The organism is Cognatundibacterium crateris (assembly GCF_010078235.1).
Taxonomy (GTDB): Bacteria; Pseudomonadota; Gammaproteobacteria; order Burkholderiales; family Burkholderiaceae_D; genus Undibacterium; species Undibacterium crateris.
The window spans coordinates 311,461-330,217 of sequence record NZ_JAABOS010000001.1; the positions used below are offsets into that span (position 1 = coordinate 311,461).

At 49.6% G+C, this 18,757-nt stretch carries 20 protein-coding genes and 1 tRNA gene; 16 read left to right on the forward strand and 5 right to left on the reverse strand.

The window, feature by feature from the left end; genetic code table 11:
* Window positions 1-59 precede the first annotated feature (59 nt).
* From moaA to EYB48_RS01345, 5 genes are all read right to left on the reverse strand, one after another.
* A complete protein-coding gene (moaA, locus tag EYB48_RS01325; RefSeq protein WP_162018473.1) occupies window positions 60-1,184 on the reverse strand; it encodes a GTP 3',8-cyclase MoaA in 1,125 nt (374 codons plus the stop codon).
* A 111-nt stretch (window positions 1,185-1,295) separates the two neighbouring features.
* Window positions 1,296-3,398, reverse strand: a complete 2,103-nt coding sequence (locus EYB48_RS01330; RefSeq protein WP_235934861.1) for a RelA/SpoT family protein — start codon at window positions 3,396-3,398, stop codon at window positions 1,296-1,298.
* Between the two features lie 250 nt (window positions 3,399-3,648).
* On the reverse strand, window positions 3,649-3,852 hold the full coding sequence (gene rpoZ, locus EYB48_RS01335; protein ID WP_162018475.1) for a DNA-directed RNA polymerase subunit omega: 204 nt from the start codon (window positions 3,850-3,852) through the stop codon (window positions 3,649-3,651).
* A gap of 30 nt (window positions 3,853-3,882) precedes the next feature.
* Window positions 3,883-4,527 (reverse strand): guanylate kinase, encoded by a 645-nt coding sequence (gene gmk / locus EYB48_RS01340; protein WP_162018476.1) that lies wholly within the window; start codon window positions 4,525-4,527, stop codon window positions 3,883-3,885.
* Window positions 4,528-4,648: 121 nt separating this feature from the next.
* Complete coding sequence (locus EYB48_RS01345; protein WP_162018839.1) at window positions 4,649-5,566, reverse strand: YicC family protein; 918 nt, start codon at window positions 5,564-5,566, stop codon at window positions 4,649-4,651.
* Window positions 5,567-5,719: 153 nt separating this feature from the next.
* On the opposite strand from EYB48_RS01345, the gene EYB48_RS01350 reads away from it, so the two are divergent.
* From EYB48_RS01350 to EYB48_RS01420, 16 genes are all read left to right on the forward strand, one after another.
* Window positions 5,720-6,730: a serine/threonine protein kinase gene (locus EYB48_RS01350; protein ID WP_162018477.1), complete on the forward strand. Its 1,011-nt coding sequence runs from the start codon at window positions 5,720-5,722 to the stop codon at window positions 6,728-6,730.
* Between the two features lie 53 nt (window positions 6,731-6,783).
* The gene (locus tag EYB48_RS01355) at window positions 6,784-7,725 is read left to right on the forward strand and encodes a PP2C family protein-serine/threonine phosphatase (RefSeq protein ID WP_162018478.1); all 942 of its coding nucleotides are present in this window, start codon (window positions 6,784-6,786) and stop codon (window positions 7,723-7,725) included.
* 3 nt (window positions 7,726-7,728) lie between these two features.
* Window positions 7,729-8,466, forward strand: a complete 738-nt coding sequence (gene rph / locus EYB48_RS01360) for a ribonuclease PH (RefSeq protein ID WP_162018479.1) — start codon at window positions 7,729-7,731, stop codon at window positions 8,464-8,466.
* A gap of 99 nt (window positions 8,467-8,565) precedes the next feature.
* On the forward strand, window positions 8,566-9,150 hold the full coding sequence (rdgB, locus tag EYB48_RS01365) for an RdgB/HAM1 family non-canonical purine NTP pyrophosphatase (protein WP_162018480.1): 585 nt from the start codon (window positions 8,566-8,568) through the stop codon (window positions 9,148-9,150).
* Window positions 9,147-10,397, forward strand: coding sequence for a radical SAM family heme chaperone HemW (hemW, locus tag EYB48_RS01370; RefSeq protein WP_162018481.1), 1,251 nt, complete (start codon window positions 9,147-9,149; stop codon window positions 10,395-10,397). Before rdgB ends, hemW begins: the two co-directional genes overlap by 4 nt.
* Window positions 10,398-10,570: 173 nt before the next feature.
* Window positions 10,571-11,761 (forward strand): HDOD domain-containing protein, encoded by a 1,191-nt coding sequence (locus EYB48_RS01375; protein ID WP_162018482.1) that lies wholly within the window; start codon window positions 10,571-10,573, stop codon window positions 11,759-11,761.
* A 1-nt stretch (window position 11,762) separates the two neighbouring features.
* Entirely contained in the window at window positions 11,763-13,769 is a 2,007-nt protein-coding gene (locus EYB48_RS01380) for a putative bifunctional diguanylate cyclase/phosphodiesterase (RefSeq protein WP_162018483.1), read from the forward strand.
* Window positions 13,770-13,817: 48 nt separating this feature from the next.
* Window positions 13,818-13,907, forward strand: a tRNA-Ser gene (locus EYB48_RS01385).
* 724 nt (window positions 13,908-14,631) lie between these two features.
* On the forward strand, window positions 14,632-14,979 hold the full coding sequence (locus EYB48_RS01390; RefSeq protein ID WP_162018484.1) for a hypothetical protein: 348 nt from the start codon (window positions 14,632-14,634) through the stop codon (window positions 14,977-14,979).
* A 220-nt stretch (window positions 14,980-15,199) separates the two neighbouring features.
* The gene (locus EYB48_RS01395) at window positions 15,200-15,583 is read left to right on the forward strand and encodes a transglutaminase-like domain-containing protein (protein ID WP_202927625.1); all 384 of its coding nucleotides are present in this window, start codon (window positions 15,200-15,202) and stop codon (window positions 15,581-15,583) included.
* Window positions 15,584-15,840: 257 nt separating this feature from the next.
* Window positions 15,841-16,041, forward strand: coding sequence for a type II toxin-antitoxin system VapB family antitoxin (locus tag EYB48_RS01400; protein ID WP_162018486.1), 201 nt, complete (start codon window positions 15,841-15,843; stop codon window positions 16,039-16,041).
* The gene (locus EYB48_RS01405; protein ID WP_162018487.1) at window positions 16,041-16,424 is read left to right on the forward strand and encodes a type II toxin-antitoxin system VapC family toxin; all 384 of its coding nucleotides are present in this window, start codon (window positions 16,041-16,043) and stop codon (window positions 16,422-16,424) included. The genes EYB48_RS01400 and EYB48_RS01405 overlap by 1 nt, the downstream gene beginning before the upstream one ends.
* A gap of 104 nt (window positions 16,425-16,528) precedes the next feature.
* Window positions 16,529-16,822, forward strand: coding sequence for a hypothetical protein (locus tag EYB48_RS19040; protein WP_202927626.1), 294 nt, complete (start codon window positions 16,529-16,531; stop codon window positions 16,820-16,822).
* Window positions 16,788-17,099: a hypothetical protein gene (locus EYB48_RS01410; RefSeq protein WP_202927627.1), complete on the forward strand. Its 312-nt coding sequence runs from the start codon at window positions 16,788-16,790 to the stop codon at window positions 17,097-17,099. Before EYB48_RS19040 ends, EYB48_RS01410 begins: the two co-directional genes overlap by 35 nt.
* Window positions 17,100-17,392: 293 nt before the next feature.
* A complete protein-coding gene (locus EYB48_RS01415) occupies window positions 17,393-18,553 on the forward strand; it encodes a Fic family protein (protein WP_162018488.1) in 1,161 nt (386 codons plus the stop codon).
* Between the two features lie 27 nt (window positions 18,554-18,580).
* Window positions 18,581-18,718 carry a hypothetical protein gene (locus EYB48_RS01420; protein WP_162018489.1) on the forward strand — a complete coding sequence of 46 codons (138 nt, stop codon included), beginning with the start codon at window positions 18,581-18,583 and terminating at the stop codon, window positions 18,716-18,718.
* The last annotated feature ends 39 nt before the right edge of the window (window positions 18,719-18,757 follow it).

An 18,757-nucleotide genomic window follows, 5' to 3' on the forward strand; every position in this document is an offset into this window, starting at 1 on the left:
AATGAAGCGGGGCATACTGTACAGTGCTGGTGGATATTGGGCTGTCAGGCAGTCGGGTTTCAGCCGCCTATATAAGACATTTCTATCTTTTTATAGCCTGAACCTGGCGTAGACAGCCCGGCACTTCTGAGTTCCGAGTAACGGTCGTCGCGCTGTTGCCAGACGCTGGCTATACCGTTAGCGAGCTCCTGATCGCTGCTGATTCTGGCTGAGCGTAAGAGTGGGCGCAGGTCATAGCCACGGGTCGCAAACAGGCAAGTGTACAACTGCCCCTCAGTCGATAAGCGTATGCGCGAACAATCGCCGCAAAAGGCTTGCGTCACACTCGATATGATGCCGATTTCACCCGCGTACAGCTGATGCTTCCAGCGTCTCGCGGTCTCGCCCGCATAATTGGCATCGAGTGAGTTCAATTGCATTCCCGCCTGTTGTAAGCGCTGCAGTATCTGATCCGCAGTGACTACCTCGCCCATGCGCCAGCCGTTCGAAGCGCCGACATCCATGTATTCGATGAAGCGCAGGATATGTGCAGAGTGTTTGAAATACTCCGCCATAGGAACAATCTGGCTGTCATTGATACCGGCCTTCACCACCATATTCACTTTAACCGGTCCCAGTCCAGCGGCTTCTGCCGCAGCGATACCAGCCAATACCTGATCCACGCTGTAATCAACGTCGTTCATGCGCTTGAATATCTCATCGCTGATCGCATCGAGTGAAACCGTGACCCGTCCTAAACCTGCGTTCTTCAGGCTGACGGCTTTTTTGGCCAGCAGTGATCCATTCGTGGTCAGACTCAGATCAATGGGCGAGCCATCTTTAGTACGCAGGCCGGACAGCATACTGATCAGTTGCTCAATATTTTTTCGGAGTAAAGGTTCGCCGCCGGTGAGGCGGATTTTTTTTACGCCATGCGCAACAAAAATACGCGCAAGCCGGGTGATTTCTTCAAAACTCAGCAAATCCGCATGCGGCAGATAGCGGTAATTCTGATCGAAAATTTCCTTGGGCATGCAATAGACGCAGCGGAAATTGCAGCGGTCAGTGACTGAAATCCGCAAATCGCGTAAAGGACGCTGCAAGCTATCCAGCAATTGTCCGGTAATAGTCTGCTGCAGCCCTGCAGTTGGCAGTGGGGCGGCCTGGTGCCGGATATCAGTGATAGGGATAAATTTTTCCGTCATAAACTGCGGTGACCCGGTAGCAAAGAGGGCGCTGTGGCTGCGCTCAGCGCGAAGCAGCCACGCAGCCCACAGTGCGTGCAGCGAACAACCGCCCTGTGTGCTGCATCGCCATTAGCCACGCTCACGCAAAATACGATGTACACCGTTGAGGTGTTTGATACTGCGCATGATTTTGGCAAGATGCGCGCGGCTGTCCACCTGTATCGTGAAATGGATATGCGTCATATCATTGGCATCGCCATCTTCCATGTTGACGTGGCTGATATTGACATCGGCTTCTCCAATTTCGGCAGCGATTCTGGCCAATGCGCCACGTTCGTTTTTGATCGTGACTGCAATTCTGGTATCGAAACGACGATTCAGTTCTTCACCCCAGGTCACATCTATCCAGCGATCCGGTTCTTTCGCATGCAGGCGTTTGGCGTGCTCGCAATCATCGGTATGCACAACTAAACCCTGATCGCGTTTCAATTGACCGACGATGCCATCGCCCGGTATCGGCAGGCAGCAGGGTGCCAGCTGAACGGACAGGCCCTCACTGCCGTAAATAATCACGGGCGCATGGCGGTAACTGGAACGTTCGCCAAACTGTTGGAAAGGAATATTCGGCGAGTCATCTTCAACCAGGTCAAGGATGTGGCGCGCAACCAGCGCCGCCATGCGTTTTCCTATGCCGATATCGGTATAAATCTCTTCCATCGATTTCGCGCTGGACTCATTGAGCAGCTTATCGATCAGGCTGGCCGGCAGGTCTGGATTCAGATGCACAGCAACCAGAGCCTGAGCCAGCAACTGGCGTCCCAGCTCGGTCGACTCATTCAGATTGATGGTGCGTAGATAGTGGCGTATTGCCGAACGCGCTTTGCCGGTACGCACATACGTCAGCCAGTTCGGAGTAGGACGGGAATTCGGTGAAGTAATGATCTCGACGATATCACCGTTTTTTAATTCAGAACGCAGTGGTACCGGCTCATGGTTGATGCGGGTAGCAATCGCCTGATCACCAATGTCAGTATGAATGTTGTACGCAAAATCGAGTGCGGTGGCGCCACGCGGCAAAGCAATGATTTTCGACTTAGGCGTGAACACATAAACCGAGTCAGGAAACAGATCGACCTTGACATGCTCCAGGAATTCAGCCGAATCCCCGGTTTGTTTCTGAATATCGAGCAAAGACTGCAGCCAGGCATGGGTGCGTTGCTGCAGATCGGTCAGGCTGCCTTCATCATTCTTATACAGCCAGTGCGCTGCCACGCCGGATTCTGCCACTCTGTGCATTTCCTGGGTACGGATCTGGAACTCCACTGGCGTGCCGTAAGGGCCGATCAGGGTGGTATGCAGGGATTGATAGCCATTCGTTTTCGGGATGGCGATATAGTCCTTAAATTTGCCTGGCATAGGCTTGTACAGCGCATGCAGTGTACCCAGTGCGTAATAGCTTTCGCGGAAGTCTTTGACGACGATGCGGAAGCCATACACATCCAGCACCTGAGAAAAGGACAGGTGTTTGTCATGCATTTTGCGGTAGATGCCGTACAGGGTTTTTTCGCGGCCATACACTTCTGCCTGTAACTCAGCTGTTTTCAGCGCGTCATTTACCGCATCCAGAATTTTGTTAACCACTTCACGCCGGTTGCCACGCGCAGCCTTGACTGCTTTGGACAGCGTGCGGTAACGCATGGGATACAAATGCGAGAACGCCAGATCCTGCAGTTCGCGGTAAATATTATTGAGACCAAGACGGTGCGCGATCGGCACATATACGTCCATGGTTTCGCGTGAAATCCTGCGCTTCTTCTCAGGCGACATCACGCCCAGGGTACGCATATTGTGTAAACGGTCAGCCAGTTTGACCAGGATCACGCGTACGTCGCGTGCCATCGCCAGCAGCATTTTGCGGAAATTTTCCGCCTGCGCTTCAATCTGGCTTTGAAACTCGATTTTTTCCAGTTTGGACAGACCATCGACCAGAGTCGCCACCGGTGCGCCGAAGCGTTCTATCAGTTCTTCTTTTTGAACATCCTGATCTTCCATCACATCATGCAGCAGGGCAGCCATAATGGCTTGCACATCCAGCTTCCATTCAGCGCAGATTTCAGCCACTGCGATAGGATGGGAAATGTAGGGCTCACCGGATTTTCTGACCTGACCCAGATGCATTTCATCAGAAAAACGATAGGCTTCCTTGACCTGCTTTAAGTCAGCTGCGGACATGTATTCCGATAACCGTGCACTTAAAGCACTGGTCGAAGCGACGCCGGTATGTGTGGGTTCGGTCGGTTTGGCAGACGCATCATTAGATGCCGGGATATTTTTTTTATCTTGCAACGGACGAAGATTTTCTGAAGGCGGAACGGAAATGGATTCGGCCGGGATGGTAAGCAGAGATGAATTAATATCATTAATGTTCATTCTGTTACTCCCGGCCGAATTCGTGTAAAGCGGTCAGTGCAGGTGCAGCGACTTACACTGGAACTTTTTTCAGCATTTCGATGCCGACTTTACCTTGAGCGATTTCGCGCAGCGCTACAACAGTAGGCTTGTCCTTGGATTCCACTTTCGGTGTGTGGCCTTGCAGCAGCTGACGTGCACGATAGGTTGCGCACAGCGTTAACTGAAAGCGGTTAGGAATCTGTTTCAAAGAATCTTCAATGGTGATACGTGCCATGGTATTTCCTTAATGCGGTAGGTACTGGAATTAGTTGGGGTTGGCATGAATGCCAAGCTGAGCAAAAAGCTCAATGTTGCGGGCTGCTTGCTGCGTGAAACGGCAACGTGTCGCTTTAACGATCGCAACCAGTTCAGACAAAGCAGTGGCAAAGTCCTGATTGATAATAACATATTCGAACTCAGGAGAGTGCGCCATTTCACCGCCTGCCGCCAAAATCCGGCGTGTGATCACATGTGGTTCATCCTGGCCGCGCTTTTTCAGTCTTTCTTCAAGCGCCGGAATCGATGGTGGCAATATAAAAATACCAACTGCGCCAGGAAATTGCTTGCGTACCTGTTGAGCACCTTGCCAGTCTATCTCCAGCAAGACGTCCGTGCCGGCGCGCATTTGCTGTTCTATCAGTATGCGTGAAGTACCGTAGTAATTGCCATGCACCTCGGCTGATTCCAGGAATTCGCCACGTGCTTTTCTTTCCAGGAAGTCCTCTGCTGTGGTGAAGTGGTACTCGCGGCCATCCTGCTCGCCCGGGCGTGGCTGTCTGGTCGTAAACGAAATGGATAGCTTGATTTGCGGCTCTTGTGCCAGCAAGGCATTGACCAGGGTGGATTTTCCCGCGCCCGACGGAGCAGCGACAATAAATAAACTGCCAGCGGTTGAAGTGGTGGGTAGCATGTGTGCTCTCTGCTAGGATGAGGCTTGCCGCCTGGCTCATACTGTACTTAAATAAGTGACGGTCAGGGCAGGGCAGCAGGCGTTAAAAAAATGTGGCGGGAGTATAAGCAAATGCCCGTGCTTATTCAAGGTTCTGCACTTGTTCCCGCATCTGTTCTATCAGCAATTTTAAATCCATAGAGGCATCGGCCAATTCCTTGAGTGCGGCCTTAGAGCCCAGCGTATTGGCTTCGCGATTGAGTTCCTGCATCATGAAATCAAGGCGTTTACCCAGCTGGCCACCTTTTTTCAACAAGTGTCGGGTCTCAGTAAGGTGGGCTGATAAACGTGCTAATTCTTCCGCCACATCGACACGGATGCCATACACAGTGACTTCCTGACGGATGCGGTCCAGTGCCTCTTCGCGTGTAATGGTCTGGGTCGTACTGGCCTGACTGGCGGAATTGCCTGAATTTGCACCGGCAAGGCCTAGGGCTTCTTCCAGTCGGGCAGTCGCTTTTTGCTGGAATTGCTGCAAAATCTGTGGCATCAGCGGTGTAATCCGCGTGACGATTTCTTCCATCGCCGTGATTTTGCTCAGCAACACCTGGCCCAGAGCTGCGCCTTCACGTTCACGGCTCACAACGAAGGCGTCCAGCGTTTGCTGCATCGTGGCTTGTATCGCAGCTTGTAAATGTTCAGCATTGATTTCAGACTCTTCGATGACGCCGGGCCAGCGCAATATCTCTGCACTGGTTAATGCACTCGCGTTTGGAAAGCGGGCGCTGATTGTCGCCTGAAATTCTTCCAGCTGTTGTAAAACGCCAGAATTCAGCGATTTTTGCTGCGTATCGGTTGTTTTTTTTCCAAAGCTGAAGCGACACTCTACTTTGCCACGTGTAATCCGCTTGGAAATGGCTTCTCTGAAATGGCTCTCCAGTGCACGGAACTCGTCATTTATACGGAATTGCAGGTCTAAAAAGCGTGAATTGACGCTTTTTATTTCAATTGTGATGGTTCCTGCTTCAGTTTCCTGTGTGCTGGTCGCGTAGCCAGTCATGCTGTAAATGCTCAAATTTTTTCCTCTTCTTAATTTATTGCTCACTGGAAATAAGTTTTCAGTTGTCGCTGCTAGTTGTTATAAAGCAGGATATTCTTTACAAAACCCGCAATAGTCAACACAATCGCTGCTGTAAACAGGATTGGATGATCAATGGCTGCACAAAATAATGCCCCACTGCCCGATGGCTTGGAAATTGCCGGATACCGCATTGTAAAGAAAATCGCCTCTGGCGGCTTCAGTATTGTATATCTCGCGTCTGATGAAGATGGAAATGCTGTAGCAATTAAAGAGTACCTGCCCAGCTCGCTTGCCTTAAGACAGCAGGGCGAACTGGTACCGGCGATTTCAAATGAAAATTTACCGATTTACCGTATCGGTCTGAAATGCTTTTTTGAAGAAGGGCGTGCGCTGGCACGTATCTCGCACCCGAATGTGGTCAGCGTGGTCAATTTCTTCCGTGCCAATGAAACTGTGTATATGGTGATGGCCTATGAATCTGGCCGTTCCTTGCAGGAACATATTTTACGGCGCCGTGATAAGGGTGAAAAACCGCTGGTGTCCGAGCGTTTTATTCGCCGCATGTTTAATCAGGTGATGAATGGTTTGCGCGAGGTGCATACGAATAAGTTGCTGCATCTGGATTTGAAACCGGCCAATATTTATCTGCGTCTGGATGGGACGCCGATCTTGTTGGATTTTGGTGCGGCAAGGCAAACCCTGAAGACCGATATTCCTAAGTTGTATCCGATGTATACGCCAGGATTTGCGGGGCCTGAGCTGTATCAGAAGAATGGTAACCTTGGACCCTGGACCGATATTTACAGTATTGGTGCGTCGATTTTTGCCTGCATGATAGGCGCGCCGCCACAGCCAGCGGATCAGCGCAAGACGAATGACAAAATGGAATCGCATTACCGTAAGCTGGAAGGCATGTATTCGCCGGAGTTAATTGAGGTAGTCCGCTGGTGCCTGAAGCTGGATCCTCTGGAGCGCCCGCAAAGTGTATTTGCTTTGCAAAAAGCATTGGCGATGAAGGCGCAGCCGCAACCTGAGCCGGGCTTGCTGGATAAAGCCAGACTGAAAATTGCGGGACTTTTCGGCAAGAAAAAGAAAAAAGATGACAGCGATCACACGACGATACAGGAAAGCACCCTGAATTAATGCCGTCCCCTTTAGTGGCTGTTTTTTACTTACATTTTTAAATTTCAATCCACATGCGCTTTTCCGTTTATCAAGAAAGTCATATAGGCGGCCGCAAGGTCAATCAGGATCGCATGGGTTACAGCTTTACCCGTGATGCGATCCTGCTTTTGCTTGCAGATGGCATGGGTGGCCACATCATGGGTGAAATGGCTGCAGCCATTGCGATGCAGACCATAGGCAGTTTGTTCCAGCAACAGGCGCAGCCTATGATAGGTCGCCCTGAGCGTTTTCTGGAAGATAGTTTTCTGGCTGCGCATCAGGAAATTCATCGCTACCGCATCATGAATAATCTGCCTGAAACGCCGCGCACCACCATCGTCGCCTGTCTGATACAGAATGGCTACGCCTATTGGGCACATTGCGGCGATTCACGCCTGTACTGGTTGCGTCAGGGTCAGATCCTGTTACGCACCAAAGATCATTCCAGACTGGAGACTCTGATCGCACAGGGCAAGGTTGATCCGGCCGAGCGTCACAGTCATCCAGACCGCAATAAATTGTTTAACTGCCTTGGCGCACCGAATTCGCCCATCGTTGAACTGTCACGCAGAGCCGTGTTGCAACCTGGCGACCTGATCTTGCTGTGCTCGGATGGTTTCTGGTCTATGCTGCCCGATCATTTGCTGGCCCAGCGTTTGCATGAGCACACCATCGTGCGCGCCATTCCCGAACTGATACGTTCCGCCGTCAGTATCGCTGGCAAGCACAGTGATAACACCACGGCGCTGGCCTTAATGTGGGAAGGCGATGACAGGCTGGATGATACTTCCGTCATCTCGACCAATACCTTGCCGATAGGCTCGGTCACGACCACGATACAGGCACCGATTGATCCTGAGCTGGTTAAAGAACACGGCGAGCAGGATATTTTTAACGATGCGGAGATAGAAAAAGCGATTGCAGAGATACGCAATGCGATCCATAAATCTTCCAAAATCACGAACAAACCTTAATTTATGTCTACCAATTTCCGTCCCAGCGGGCGTGCCACCGACGCCCTGCGTCCTGTCGTCATCAGCCGCCATTTCACCCGTCATGCAGAAGGTTCGGTGCTGATCGAATTCGGTGATACCCGCGTCATTTGTACTGCGAGTATAGAAAATAAAGTACCCGGTTTTCTGAAGGGTAAAGGGCAGGGCTGGCTGACTGCAGAGTACGGTATGTTGCCACGCTCCACGCACACGCGTATGGACCGTGAAGCTGCCAAAGGCAAACAGTCTGGCCGTACCCAGGAAATCCAACGTCTGATTGGCCGCTCTCTGCGCGCAGCGTTTGATCTGGACGCCTTCGGTGAGCGCACCCTGCATATTGATTGCGATGTGATACAGGCTGATGGTGGCACACGCACTGCAGCGATTTCCGGTGCCATGGTCGCCGCCTACGATGCACTGTCTACACTGGTAGCGCAAGGTTTGATTCCGGCGGTACCGCTGAAGCATTTCGTGGCAGCGATTTCTGTCGGCGTGTATCGCGGCATTCCCGTGCTGGATCTGGATTATCCGGAAGACTCTGATTGCGATACCGACATGAATGTCGTCATGACCGATGCGGGCAGCTTCATTGAAGTACAGGGTACCGCTGAAGGCGCAGCATTTGATCGCCAGACCATGAATGCCTTGCTGGAATTGGCTGAAAGTGGCATCTCCGATCTGATCGCGCTGCAAAAGCAGGTGCTGGGTCTGTTAGACGCATAGTTGACGCACAATAGCGTAATAATTATGCCGTAACAGTCGCGTTATCTAAAGTAAATGAAGTAATTGCCAAGAAAAGCAAAGTAAAGCAGAACAGACGGTATGAGTAAAAAGATCGTGTTAGCCTCTAACAATCAGGGCAAACTAAAAGAGTTTCATCAAATTCTGGCGCCGCTGGGCATAGAGTTGCTGCCGCAAGCGGCATTGGCGGTACCGGAAACGGACGAACCTTTTTTTACCTTCGTCGAAAATGCACTCAGAAAAGCCAGGCATGCTGCTGCAGTCACAGGTTTGCCTGCCTTAGCAGACGATTCCGGTATCTGTGTGCCCGCATTGGGTGGCGCCCCCGGAGTACTGTCTGCACGTTATGCAGGTGAACCAAAATCCGATGCGCGCAATAATCAAAAACTGATCAGTGACTTGCAAAATCACAGCGACCATTCCGCTTACTATTATTGTGTTTTGGTGTATGTGCGCAGTGCAGACGACCCTCAACCCGTGATCGCAGATGGTGTCTGGCATGGCACTTTGCTGGCTGAAGCGCGTGGTGATGCGGGTTTCGGTTATGATCCTCACTTTTTGATTCCAGAGTTGCAGCAGACTGTAGCCGAATTATCGCCAGAGCAGAAAAACCGCTTATCGCATCGCGGTCAGGCCTTACGCAGTTTGTTTGAAAAGTTAAAATGATTCCAATTAAACCAGTCGGACCAGCTTCTGTACCTAAGAAAAGTGCTGAACTGTCCGATATTCCTCAGGATGTTTTTGCCCAATACCTGACACCGGGCGCATTGCACCTGACGGCACTTCCGCCATTATCGCTGTATGTGCATTTTCCCTGGTGTGTCAGAAAGTGCCCTTATTGCGATTTTAATTCGCATGAAGTAAAAGGCAGTTTTGATGAGCAGGCCTATCTGCAGGCGCTGCGTACCGATCTGGAGATGTCCTTGCCCATGATCTGGGGGCGCCGCATCCATACTGTGTTTATCGGCGGTGGCACACCCAGCCTGATGTCGGCAGCCGGGGTCGATCGCTTATTATCGGATATCCGCACTTTACTGCCGCTGGATGCTGATGCAGAGATCACTCTGGAAGCCAATCCCGGCACCTTCGAAACAGAAAAGTTTAAGTCTTTCCGCGCCAGTGGCATTAATCGTCTGTCGATAGGCATACAAAGTTTTCACTCCGGCCATCTGCAGGCCTTGGGTCGCATCCACAATGGGGATGAAGCCAGGAAAGCGATAGATATCGCTGGCAGCTACTTTGATAATTTCAATCTGGATCTGATGTTTGCCCTGCCGTCACAAACCCTGGCAGAGTCGGCGCAAGATCTGGAAACCGCGCTGTCGTTTGCGCCGCGCCATTTGTCGTTGTATCACCTGACGATGGAGCCAAACACATACTTTGCTAAATTTCCGCCAGCTTTGCCAGATGAAGACAGCAGTGCGGAAATGCAGGAGCAGATACACGCGCGCATGGAAAGCGCGGGCTACCGCAATTATGAAGTGTCAGCCTATGCTTTGCCAGGACATGAATCCAGACATAATCTGAATTACTGGAATTTCGGTGACTATCTGGGTATAGGTGCAGGTGCACACAGTAAGTTATCGTTCCCCCATCGTGTGGTGCGCCAGGCCAGATATAAACAGCCTAAAGCCTATATGGATGCAGTCCGCGCAGGCAATCCGGCGCAGGAGGCAAATGAAATTGTCGTCAGTGACCTGCCGTTTGAATTCATGCTCAATGCGCTGCGTTTGCAGTCCGGCTTTCCTGTTTCACTATTTCAGGAACGCACAGGCTTGCTGTTAAACCGCATAGAAAAAGAACTACAACAAGCGGAAGCCCGAGGCTTGATTTACCGTGATCATGCATTGATTATGCCGACCGAAAAAGGTAAATTGTTCCTTAACGACCTGCAGGAAATCTTTCTCCCCTAAGCTGAGAGCATGAAGCGACCAGTCAGGTTTGACCTGAAGTGTAGTGCTTGGCACTAGCTGCGTAAGCTGTGTAATGCGGCAATCGCAGCTTTGAGCATTGAAACAACAATTAGCTAAGGCTAAAAAAAGCTAAACAAAAGCTAAACAAAAGCTAAACAGAAGTACGTTTATTTATGACGCTATCCACAGGAATTACCACATTTCAGCCAGTTTTTAATCAGCAGCAGCAACTGATCGCTTTATGCCCTGATTTTGCAAGGATGGATCAGGACGCTGCAATTGCAGCCTTGCAGCATTGGAAACAACTTGAATTATTCGATCAATTATCGGCACTGAACTGGATGGTGGCTGTAAGCGACTTGAGTCAGTTGCCGGCTGATCTGCATCAGCGACTCCCGGCAAGCAGAATTATTTTATGTATTCCTGAACGGGTATGCCAGGGGCAGGAAATGCAAGCCCGTCTTAAGCATTTTTCGAGCTCAGGATTCCGGATTTATACCGATGATTTTCAGTCCGTCTCAGAACTGGCTTGGAGTGACACCAGAGATATCATCATCGATAGTCAGGCAGGGGTTCCGTTTTCCGCTAAGCTTTGGACCTTGCGCCTGAGCCAGGGACAGCACTGGGCTAAAAATGTAGGTACAGCAGCCGTGCTTGAGCAGGCGCTGGCGGCAGGATTAAAAATGTTTTCCGGTGAGTATGCGTTTCACCCGGCAAAGAACAACAGCGCAGCCGACAGTTCTGCTAAAACCCGCTTGCTCAAGTTGCTAGGTTTGGTCGCACGTGATGCAGACTCTAAGGAATTGGAAGACTTGTTTAAACAAGATGCCAATCTGTCCTATTTATTGTTCCGGCTGGTCAGCTCCGCAGCATTTGCGCAGACTGTCAAAGTGAGTAACTTCGGGCAGGCGATCAATTTGTTGGGACGCAGGCAATTGCAACGCTGGTTACAGCTATTGCTGTATGCAAAGCAATCTGATCAGGGGGGCGCACTCAATCCACTGATGGCACGCGCTGCATTTCGCGCTGCAATGATGGAGGCCTTGGCTCAGCGTATGGGTTTCAATCGCGATATGTCCGATGGCGCATTTATGGTTGGTATGTTTTCTTTGCTGGATACTTTATTCGCCAGTCCCTTAACTGAAGTCTTGCAGCCATTGAGTTTGCAAGAAGATTACCTTGCAGCATTATTGCAGCGTAGCGGGCCTTTGGGACGTTGTTTGCAACTGACAGAAATAGCCGACAGACGCTTTGAGCCTGCATTACGGGGTATGCTTACTGAATTAGCATTGTCTGAAGATGACTATTTATTGAGTGTGGCGCATGCATTTGCATGGGTCAATCAGGTATGTAAGGACATGTAGCATGACATCCCCATCTGTTGAGGATCTGACAGTCGCCATCACCTTGAGTGAAGTGGTACTGGTCTTGCCAGATGAAGAACTTGAAGCTGGTATTAATCGGGCCACAACGGGGCTTTTTCCAGATTCGTTGGTTCAATTTGTGTGGGGGAATTCAGATATCAGTGCGGTGCACGAAGATAAGCATGTCTGCAGTCCCGTCACCCCGGAATGTTTTTTTCTGCTTTCCGCCCGCTATGGACAATACAGCGAATCTGATCTCAAAAAGCTGCATGTGCTGACCGCGCTTACGGCGCGTTTGCTTGCTACAAGAAAAGAACTGCTGGAGCAAAAAAATAAGTGGCACAGCTGCCAGTTGCTACATACCCAGATCCTCGACCATTTGCATGATTCTGTTATCACTATGGATCTGGCTGGATTTATCCTGAGTTGGAATCGTGGCGCTGAAAATTTATTCGGTTACAGTGCACAAGAGGTACTCGGTAAAAATGTTATTTTTTTATACGACGATGAAGATCAGGAAGATGAATTACACGACGATCATTTTCTTGAATATGGTGGCAGCACCATGGAAGTCAGGCGTAAAAAGAAGTCTGGTGAAGTATTCTTGGCCAGCCTCACGCTGAACACCTTAAAAGACAAAAACGGCACACCGATTGCTCTGGTCGGTTATCTCAGTGATATCACGCAGCGCAAGCAGACCGAACAACAATTAAATCACCTGGCGTATTTTGATCCTCTGACCAACCTGCCGAACCGGATTTTTTTTAATAAACTGGTCGATCAGCGCTTACAAATTGCTCAGAGAAAGCAGCAGCGTTGTGCTATTTTGTTTGTTGATTTGAACCGTTTCAAAGCGATCAATGACACGCTTGGACATGAAATCGGTAACGCATTACTGCAGCAGGTAGCGCAACGCTTCCGCCAGGCACTGAGAGAAGAAGATCTCGTTGCTCGCTTAGGCAGTGACGAATTCGCGATTGCAATTGCCGATATTGCGAGCCAAACGCATGTCGGACTGGTAGTGGAAAAACTGCTCGCCAGCCTGGATGAGCAATTCCAGGTCGGCAGGATAGATCTCAGTATTGGCGCCAGCGTCGGTATTGCCATGTTCCCCGACGATGGAGGCAATGCAGATGTATTGCTGCAGCGTGCTGATATTGCTATGTATAAAGTAAAGCGTGACGCTACCGCATTTTCCAGTGATTACGCTTACTACAATCAACAGATGAATGCGCATGTTGCGGATCGTTTGTATCTGGAAACCAGTTTGCGTAAAGCGCTGGAGCAACAACAATTTTTCCTTTTGTATCAACCCAAATTTGCGACTACCTCCGGCCAGTTTGTATCCGTTGAGGCTCTGGTCAGGTGGCAACATCCTGAACGTGGCATGGTTTCACCAGCTGAATTCATACAAATAGCCGAAGATACCGGCCTGATCAGCGAGCTGGGGAATTGGGTGCTGCACTCCGCATGCAGGCAAGCACGCATTTGGCAGAATTCCGGTGTTTCGCCATTTCTGATCGGCGTCAATGTTTCTGCCCGTGAGTTCACGGATGCGCTGCCCGGAAAAATCGCTACAGCACTACAAGTTTATGGCATCTCCCCTCAATGGTTGCAGCTGGAAATTACTGAAAGTATGCTGATGCAAGGGGCAGATGAAGTCATCTGGATTATGGAACGTCTCGTTGCACTCGGGGTAGGGTTAGTATTGGATGATTTTGGAACAGGGTACTCCAGTCTTTCTTATCTGAAGCGATTTCCTATTTCTACGTTAAAAATTGATCAGTCATTTGTGCGTGGAATTCCATCAGATTCTAATGATTGTGCGATTGCCAGCGCAATTATCGTGATGGCACATCAGCTCAATTTAGAGGTTGTGGCAGAAGGCGTAGAGACGACAGAGCAATTTGAATTTCTCGGTGAGGCCGGCTGTAATCAGGTTCAGGGATATTTACTGTCGCAGCCAGTGAGTGCGGAAAAAATCGCAAATTTGTATCTAGGGAAATGATGCGCAGATCTTGTCAATGTGATCCCGGCAGGTTATAATCGAAGGCTTGGAAGGTTGGCAGAGCGGTTGAATGCACCAGTCTTGAAAACTGGCGAGGTGTTAAAGCCTTCGTGAGTTCGAATCTCACACCTTCCGCCAGAAATTTAGAAAAAGCCCTTGATTTTCAAGGGCTTTTTTTATTCTTGCTAGCTTCGGTATGCCATCTGGTATGCCATTTGAGATTTAATGGTAATGCTTAACTAAAAATATTGCTAACCCAATCCATTTCTCGAAATTTTTCATTTCACCATGAGTCTAGCACCCGCAACAACAAGTCTATTAATATTTTAGGTAAGTTAATATATGCCGGTGCTTCCTTCGAATTGATACGGACTCTCCTCTTTTGGCCTCCTACAAAGGTCTTGAGAGTCGAGTTTTTCCAAGCTCATCATGCTGAAAGTCAAGCTCACTAAATTAGCAATCGAAGGCTCATCGACCACCATCTGATGATCGAGTAATCTCGAGCCATGCCCAATAGTGATTCGCAGGAGGTTGTGCTCACTCATTCTCCCCGAAGTTAGAAGCTACAATCTTGTGAGGTATTGTGGATCGCTTCGCCGATTTCGTCGGCGGAAGTAATGTGCGCAAAGATGGGGGCTGCCTGAATTGACTGCCGATTGGCATGTCTCAATACGACAAAATAGCTATTAAGAAAGGTATACCGTCGTGCGTGCTAGGTAGTCATCTTGGCGCGTGGGGTATCGAACAATGCCTGCTATTGGCCGTAGGCTGGAGAGGTGGATATAAATGTTCTAGCTTGGTTGGATTTGAGATTCTGTTCATTCATAAGAAACGAAATTAACTCAGTCTGAAGGAAACTGTAATGATCGTTATTTGGGTATATTCGTCCATTGTAGTTCTTTGTTTAGGTTTGGTTCCTTCTTTGCTGCCAAAAATTTTTGGTGGGATATCGAAGGAATATAGAGATTATTACTCGAGGCTATTTTTATTTGTTTCTACGATTGGTTTGTTAAAAATGGCATTCGGTTTGTCGCTGGATGTATTTGGTTATTTGCTGTGGGGGACGGTTGTATTTTGTATCGGGTTGACTTGGCGAGAGTCGAGAGCTTGTAGTCCTCTAAAGTGGATAGCTTGGCAGCAGATAACATTCGGTGTGATTGCGAATATTTCTTATTTCTCTAAGAGTATGTTTGCATTTTTGGCGCATTAAAAAGCCAAAGGGGGGGGCGATTCAGACCACCCCTTGTAGGCTACGATCTAAGGAAAAAATGTCAGGCTACGCCCGATTCCAAACTCTATCCATGAACAAATGCGGCGAGGCAAGGACTCGGCTTTGCAAGGCCTCATCGTTACGTAGGCGCGAAGCAGTGTTTCGCTGTTTTCCTATTCCACCGCCCATTACCCTCCCTGCCACCCCTAACGCAGCAGACTTGGCCGCCACCGAAGACATTCAACTCACTCCCGCGGTCAAAGCACAAGCACTAGCCCTAAACAACAACCCGGTACAAATCTATAACTGGGTCAGAAACAACATCAGCTTTATCCCCAGCTATTGGTCTATCCAGGGCAGTGAACTGACATTACAAAACAAACGCGGCAACGCCTTCGATACCGCGAGTCTGCTGATTGCTCTGTACCGTGCAGCAGGTATTCCAGCCAGATACGTCTACGGCACAATTGATGTGCCAGCCGACAAAGTCATGAACTGGGTCGGAGGCGTCACCAAAGTCGAAGCGGCACGTATTTTGTTAGGGCAGGGCGGCATCCCGAATACGGGGCTGGTCAGTGGCGGCAAGGTCAGCACCATTAGTTAAGGAAAAGTTTGCATATCCATAATGGAATATCTAATTTTTGAATTGTTATCGAATTCGGATATTTCGATGATTGTGAGCTACAGTATATAAAATCCTTTTCATAATAATTCCACTCAAGAATTTACCGGTTCGATATGAAAAAGGATTACATTCTTGCGCCGACAAACATCATTGACGTCTCTCTGGTTGCGCAGGATAGACATCAAAGATGCTTAATTAGATGTAATATGACATCCAATTTGATGTAAGGAGCAGAAATGAGAACCACCGTTACAATCGATGATGATCTCTATGAGAAAGCGCTAGAGATGGCCGACCCGGCTATGGATAAGGCAGATTTGTTTAGAGAAGCCGTTAAAACATTTGTTCGGGTTCAGGCTGCGAAACGCCTCGCTGCCTTGGGTGGCGTGTCACCTGCTATGGCGGATATTCCACGCCGACGTGAGGAGTCTGTTTAATGAATCAAGTTCTGGTGGATACGTCCGTATGGATTGATCACTTCAAAAACCATAATGCCGGTCTCGCAAAACTACTCGCCTTGGATTTAGCGCTGACACACCCCATGGTGTTATTGGAACTTGCTTGTGGCACACCTCCATCCCCGAGAAAGCAAACACTGAGCGATATCGGATTACTCACACAAACACGTCAAGCCAGTATGAGTGAAGTGAAGCAACTCATTGAAACAGAAAAACTATATGGCCTGGGTTGCGGCGTAGTGGATATGTTCCTCTTGGCATCAGCGCTAATTACGCCAGGCACTGAGTTATGGACTCTGGATAAGCGCTTATCAGCATTGACCGAGCAATTCGGTGTTCAATACCAAGAAGTTTTACATTAAGACAGTAAGCATTCGATTCGTCACGCGTGGTTTGAAAAATACTGCAATTTGTCAGCCATCCACTGGTAGCAAAGCACATTTTTTTTGGAATGACCAGATCAGACGTGCAATTCATACGTGAGAACTTTCCGTTCGGCAGCGAACTCAGCTTAGTCTGTGTCGGTAACACACTGATCGTCGGTGAAAGCTGTACCAATAGCGCAGGTGCCAGTGGCGCACGTCTGTTAGCTTTCGATGTCACCCCTAAAAAGCCGGATACCGCAGGTCTGCGTTTCAAATACACCGTCATCCAGGACACCGGCATTGAGAAGAGTCCCAATGGTGCTTCCGACAAAATATCGAAACTGATTAAGCACTTTAAGAATGAGCTTTTTTTCCAGTATGGCGATCATCGTTGATTTGCTGACGACTGGGATAGATGTGCCCAGGATCTGTCATCTGGTGTTTATGCGACGTGTGCGCTCCCGTATCCTGTATGAGCAGATGACAGGTCGTGCCACCCGGCGTTGCGATGAAATCGGCAAAACTGTGTTTAAGATTTTCGATCCTGCAGGCATTTATGCTGCCTTGCAGGCGGTCAGCAATATGCGGCCGCTGCTGAAAGGTCCCAATGTCACAATCGAGCAATTCCGGCTGGCTAAGCAACTCGTGCATGCGGTGGTGCTGGATCATTAGTTTGTGAGTCAAGCCTTCAGTGGTGATGGCGGGGCTAAGCGCCTCAATGTGGCGTTAGATAATCAGCTGGATCTGGTGCAGACTTCGCTGGCGGATGGAATCTGGTCGCAGGCAGCTTGAACTTGCGGTAAGCGCAATAGGCACAATAAATGCCATAAAAGTAAGCGTTCAAAGTAAATTAAGAAAACTTCTTATTTTAATTTTCACGATAAGTTAAAATAGCGACTGTCTTTAATTTAACTTAATTTGCTTTAACTTAATTTGCTTTAAGTTACGCACGCTACTCCATCATCATGCAACGTGGCCTGACCGGTTCCTATATCCCAACCATCGCAGGTGGCATTGCCTGTCAGGCCTTTGTGCCTGCGCCGCTGCCGCCACAGCCTGCGCTCGACCTCAGCGGCAAGCTGCAAAGCCGGCTCAACGAAGCCCTGATTGCGCTGGGCCGGTTGGATGCGATCAGCACCTTGTTGCCGGATGCAAGATTGTTTTTGTACAGCTATGTGCGCAAAGAAGCCGTCATGTCTTCCCAAATCGAAGGCACACAATCATCGCTGAGTGATTTGATGCTGTATGAAATGGAAGGCGTCCCCGGCGTTCCTATGGATGATGTGCAGGAAGTCTCATGCTACGTCCATGCACTGACGCTGGGCGTGCAACGCATACGCGAAGGCCATCCCATCAGTTTTCGTTTACTCACAGAAGTGCACCAGGCCTTGATGACGTCGGGTCGCGGCACGCAGCGCGGTCCCGGTGAATTCCGTCGTAATCAGGTATGGATAGGTGGTCATCGCGCCGACGAAGCCAGTTTTGTGCCGCCACCAGCCAATCAAATCGCAGATTGTTGGGCGGCCTTGGAGCAATTCATTAACGATGTGCCTGAGCAAACCGCACCCGTAATAAAAGCCGCCTTAGTCCACGTGCAGTTTGAAACCATCCATCCTTTCATTGATGGTAATGGCCGCATTGGTCGTTTGCTGATTCCTTTAATTTTGGTGGAGGCGGGCATTTTAAAAGAGCCTTTGCTCTACCTGTCGGTCTTTTTTAAACGCCATCGCGACAGCTATTACCGCTTGCTGCAGCAAGTCCGCACCGAAGGCGATTGGGAAGCCTGGCTCTTATTTTTTGTCGATGCGATTGCCGCCACCGCAAATCAGGCGGTCGCCACGGCGCAAGCCCTGAATCAACTGTTAGCGCAAGATAAGTTGCGCTTAGCAGCATTGGGGCGCTTAGCTGGCTCCGCCACACAAATACTGGATGCCTTGTTTGCGCATCCGGTCGCCAACATAGGCGCGCTGGTCACGGCCACCGGCCTCACACCTGCCACCATAGGCAAGGCACTCGATGCGCTGCAACTGGAGCTGGGCATAGTGCAAGAACTCACAGGCCATAAACGCAATCGCGTATATGCCTATCGCGCCTACATCGACATTTTGAATCAGGAAGCGCAATAAAGCCCCATAATGCTGCTGTTCATCAACATGGAACATGAGAGCACCGAAAGCGGTATGCCACAAACCCATAAACTGCCCGACTATGCGCGCTGGCAAACGATCTCCGGCCTGTCGGGGATTAATTTGCTGAATCACTACCGCGCAACTCTGCTCAAACTCAGTTAGAGCGAAGAGCTGCGCCATTTGAGGCGTTTGAACAAGCTT

Coding starts and splice junctions, on each gene's coding strand:
- moaA (WP_162018473.1), bottom strand. CDS start 1,184: ATGACGGAAAAATTTATCCCTATCACTGATATCCGGCACCAGGCCGCC.
- EYB48_RS01330 (WP_235934861.1), bottom strand. CDS start 3,398: ATGTCCGCAGCTGACTTAAAGCAGGTCAAGGAAGCCTATCGTTTTTCT.
- rpoZ (WP_162018475.1), bottom strand. CDS start 3,852: ATGGCACGTATCACCATTGAAGATTCTTTGAAACAGATTCCTAACCGC.
- gmk (WP_162018476.1), bottom strand. CDS start 4,527: ATGCTACCCACCACTTCAACCGCTGGCAGTTTATTTATTGTCGCTGCT.
- EYB48_RS01345 (WP_162018839.1), bottom strand. CDS start 5,566: ATGACTGGCTACGCGACCAGCACACAGGAAACTGAAGCAGGAACCATC.
- EYB48_RS01350 (WP_162018477.1), top strand. CDS start 5,720: ATGGCTGCACAAAATAATGCCCCACTGCCCGATGGCTTGGAAATTGCC.
- EYB48_RS01355 (WP_162018478.1), top strand. CDS start 6,784: ATGCGCTTTTCCGTTTATCAAGAAAGTCATATAGGCGGCCGCAAGGTC.
- rph (WP_162018479.1), top strand. CDS start 7,729: ATGTCTACCAATTTCCGTCCCAGCGGGCGTGCCACCGACGCCCTGCGT.
- rdgB (WP_162018480.1), top strand. CDS start 8,566: ATGAGTAAAAAGATCGTGTTAGCCTCTAACAATCAGGGCAAACTAAAA.
- hemW (WP_162018481.1), top strand. CDS start 9,147: ATGATTCCAATTAAACCAGTCGGACCAGCTTCTGTACCTAAGAAAAGT.
- EYB48_RS01375 (WP_162018482.1), top strand. CDS start 10,571: ATGACGCTATCCACAGGAATTACCACATTTCAGCCAGTTTTTAATCAG.
- EYB48_RS01380 (WP_162018483.1), top strand. CDS start 11,763: ATGACATCCCCATCTGTTGAGGATCTGACAGTCGCCATCACCTTGAGT.
- EYB48_RS01390 (WP_162018484.1), top strand. CDS start 14,632: ATGATCGTTATTTGGGTATATTCGTCCATTGTAGTTCTTTGTTTAGGT.
- EYB48_RS01400 (WP_162018486.1), top strand. CDS start 15,841: ATGAGAACCACCGTTACAATCGATGATGATCTCTATGAGAAAGCGCTA.
- EYB48_RS01405 (WP_162018487.1), top strand. CDS start 16,041: ATGAATCAAGTTCTGGTGGATACGTCCGTATGGATTGATCACTTCAAA.
- EYB48_RS01410 (WP_202927627.1), top strand. CDS start 16,788: ATGAGCTTTTTTTCCAGTATGGCGATCATCGTTGATTTGCTGACGACT.
- EYB48_RS01415 (WP_162018488.1), top strand. CDS start 17,393: ATGCAACGTGGCCTGACCGGTTCCTATATCCCAACCATCGCAGGTGGC.
- EYB48_RS01420 (WP_162018489.1), top strand. CDS start 18,581: ATGGAACATGAGAGCACCGAAAGCGGTATGCCACAAACCCATAAACTG.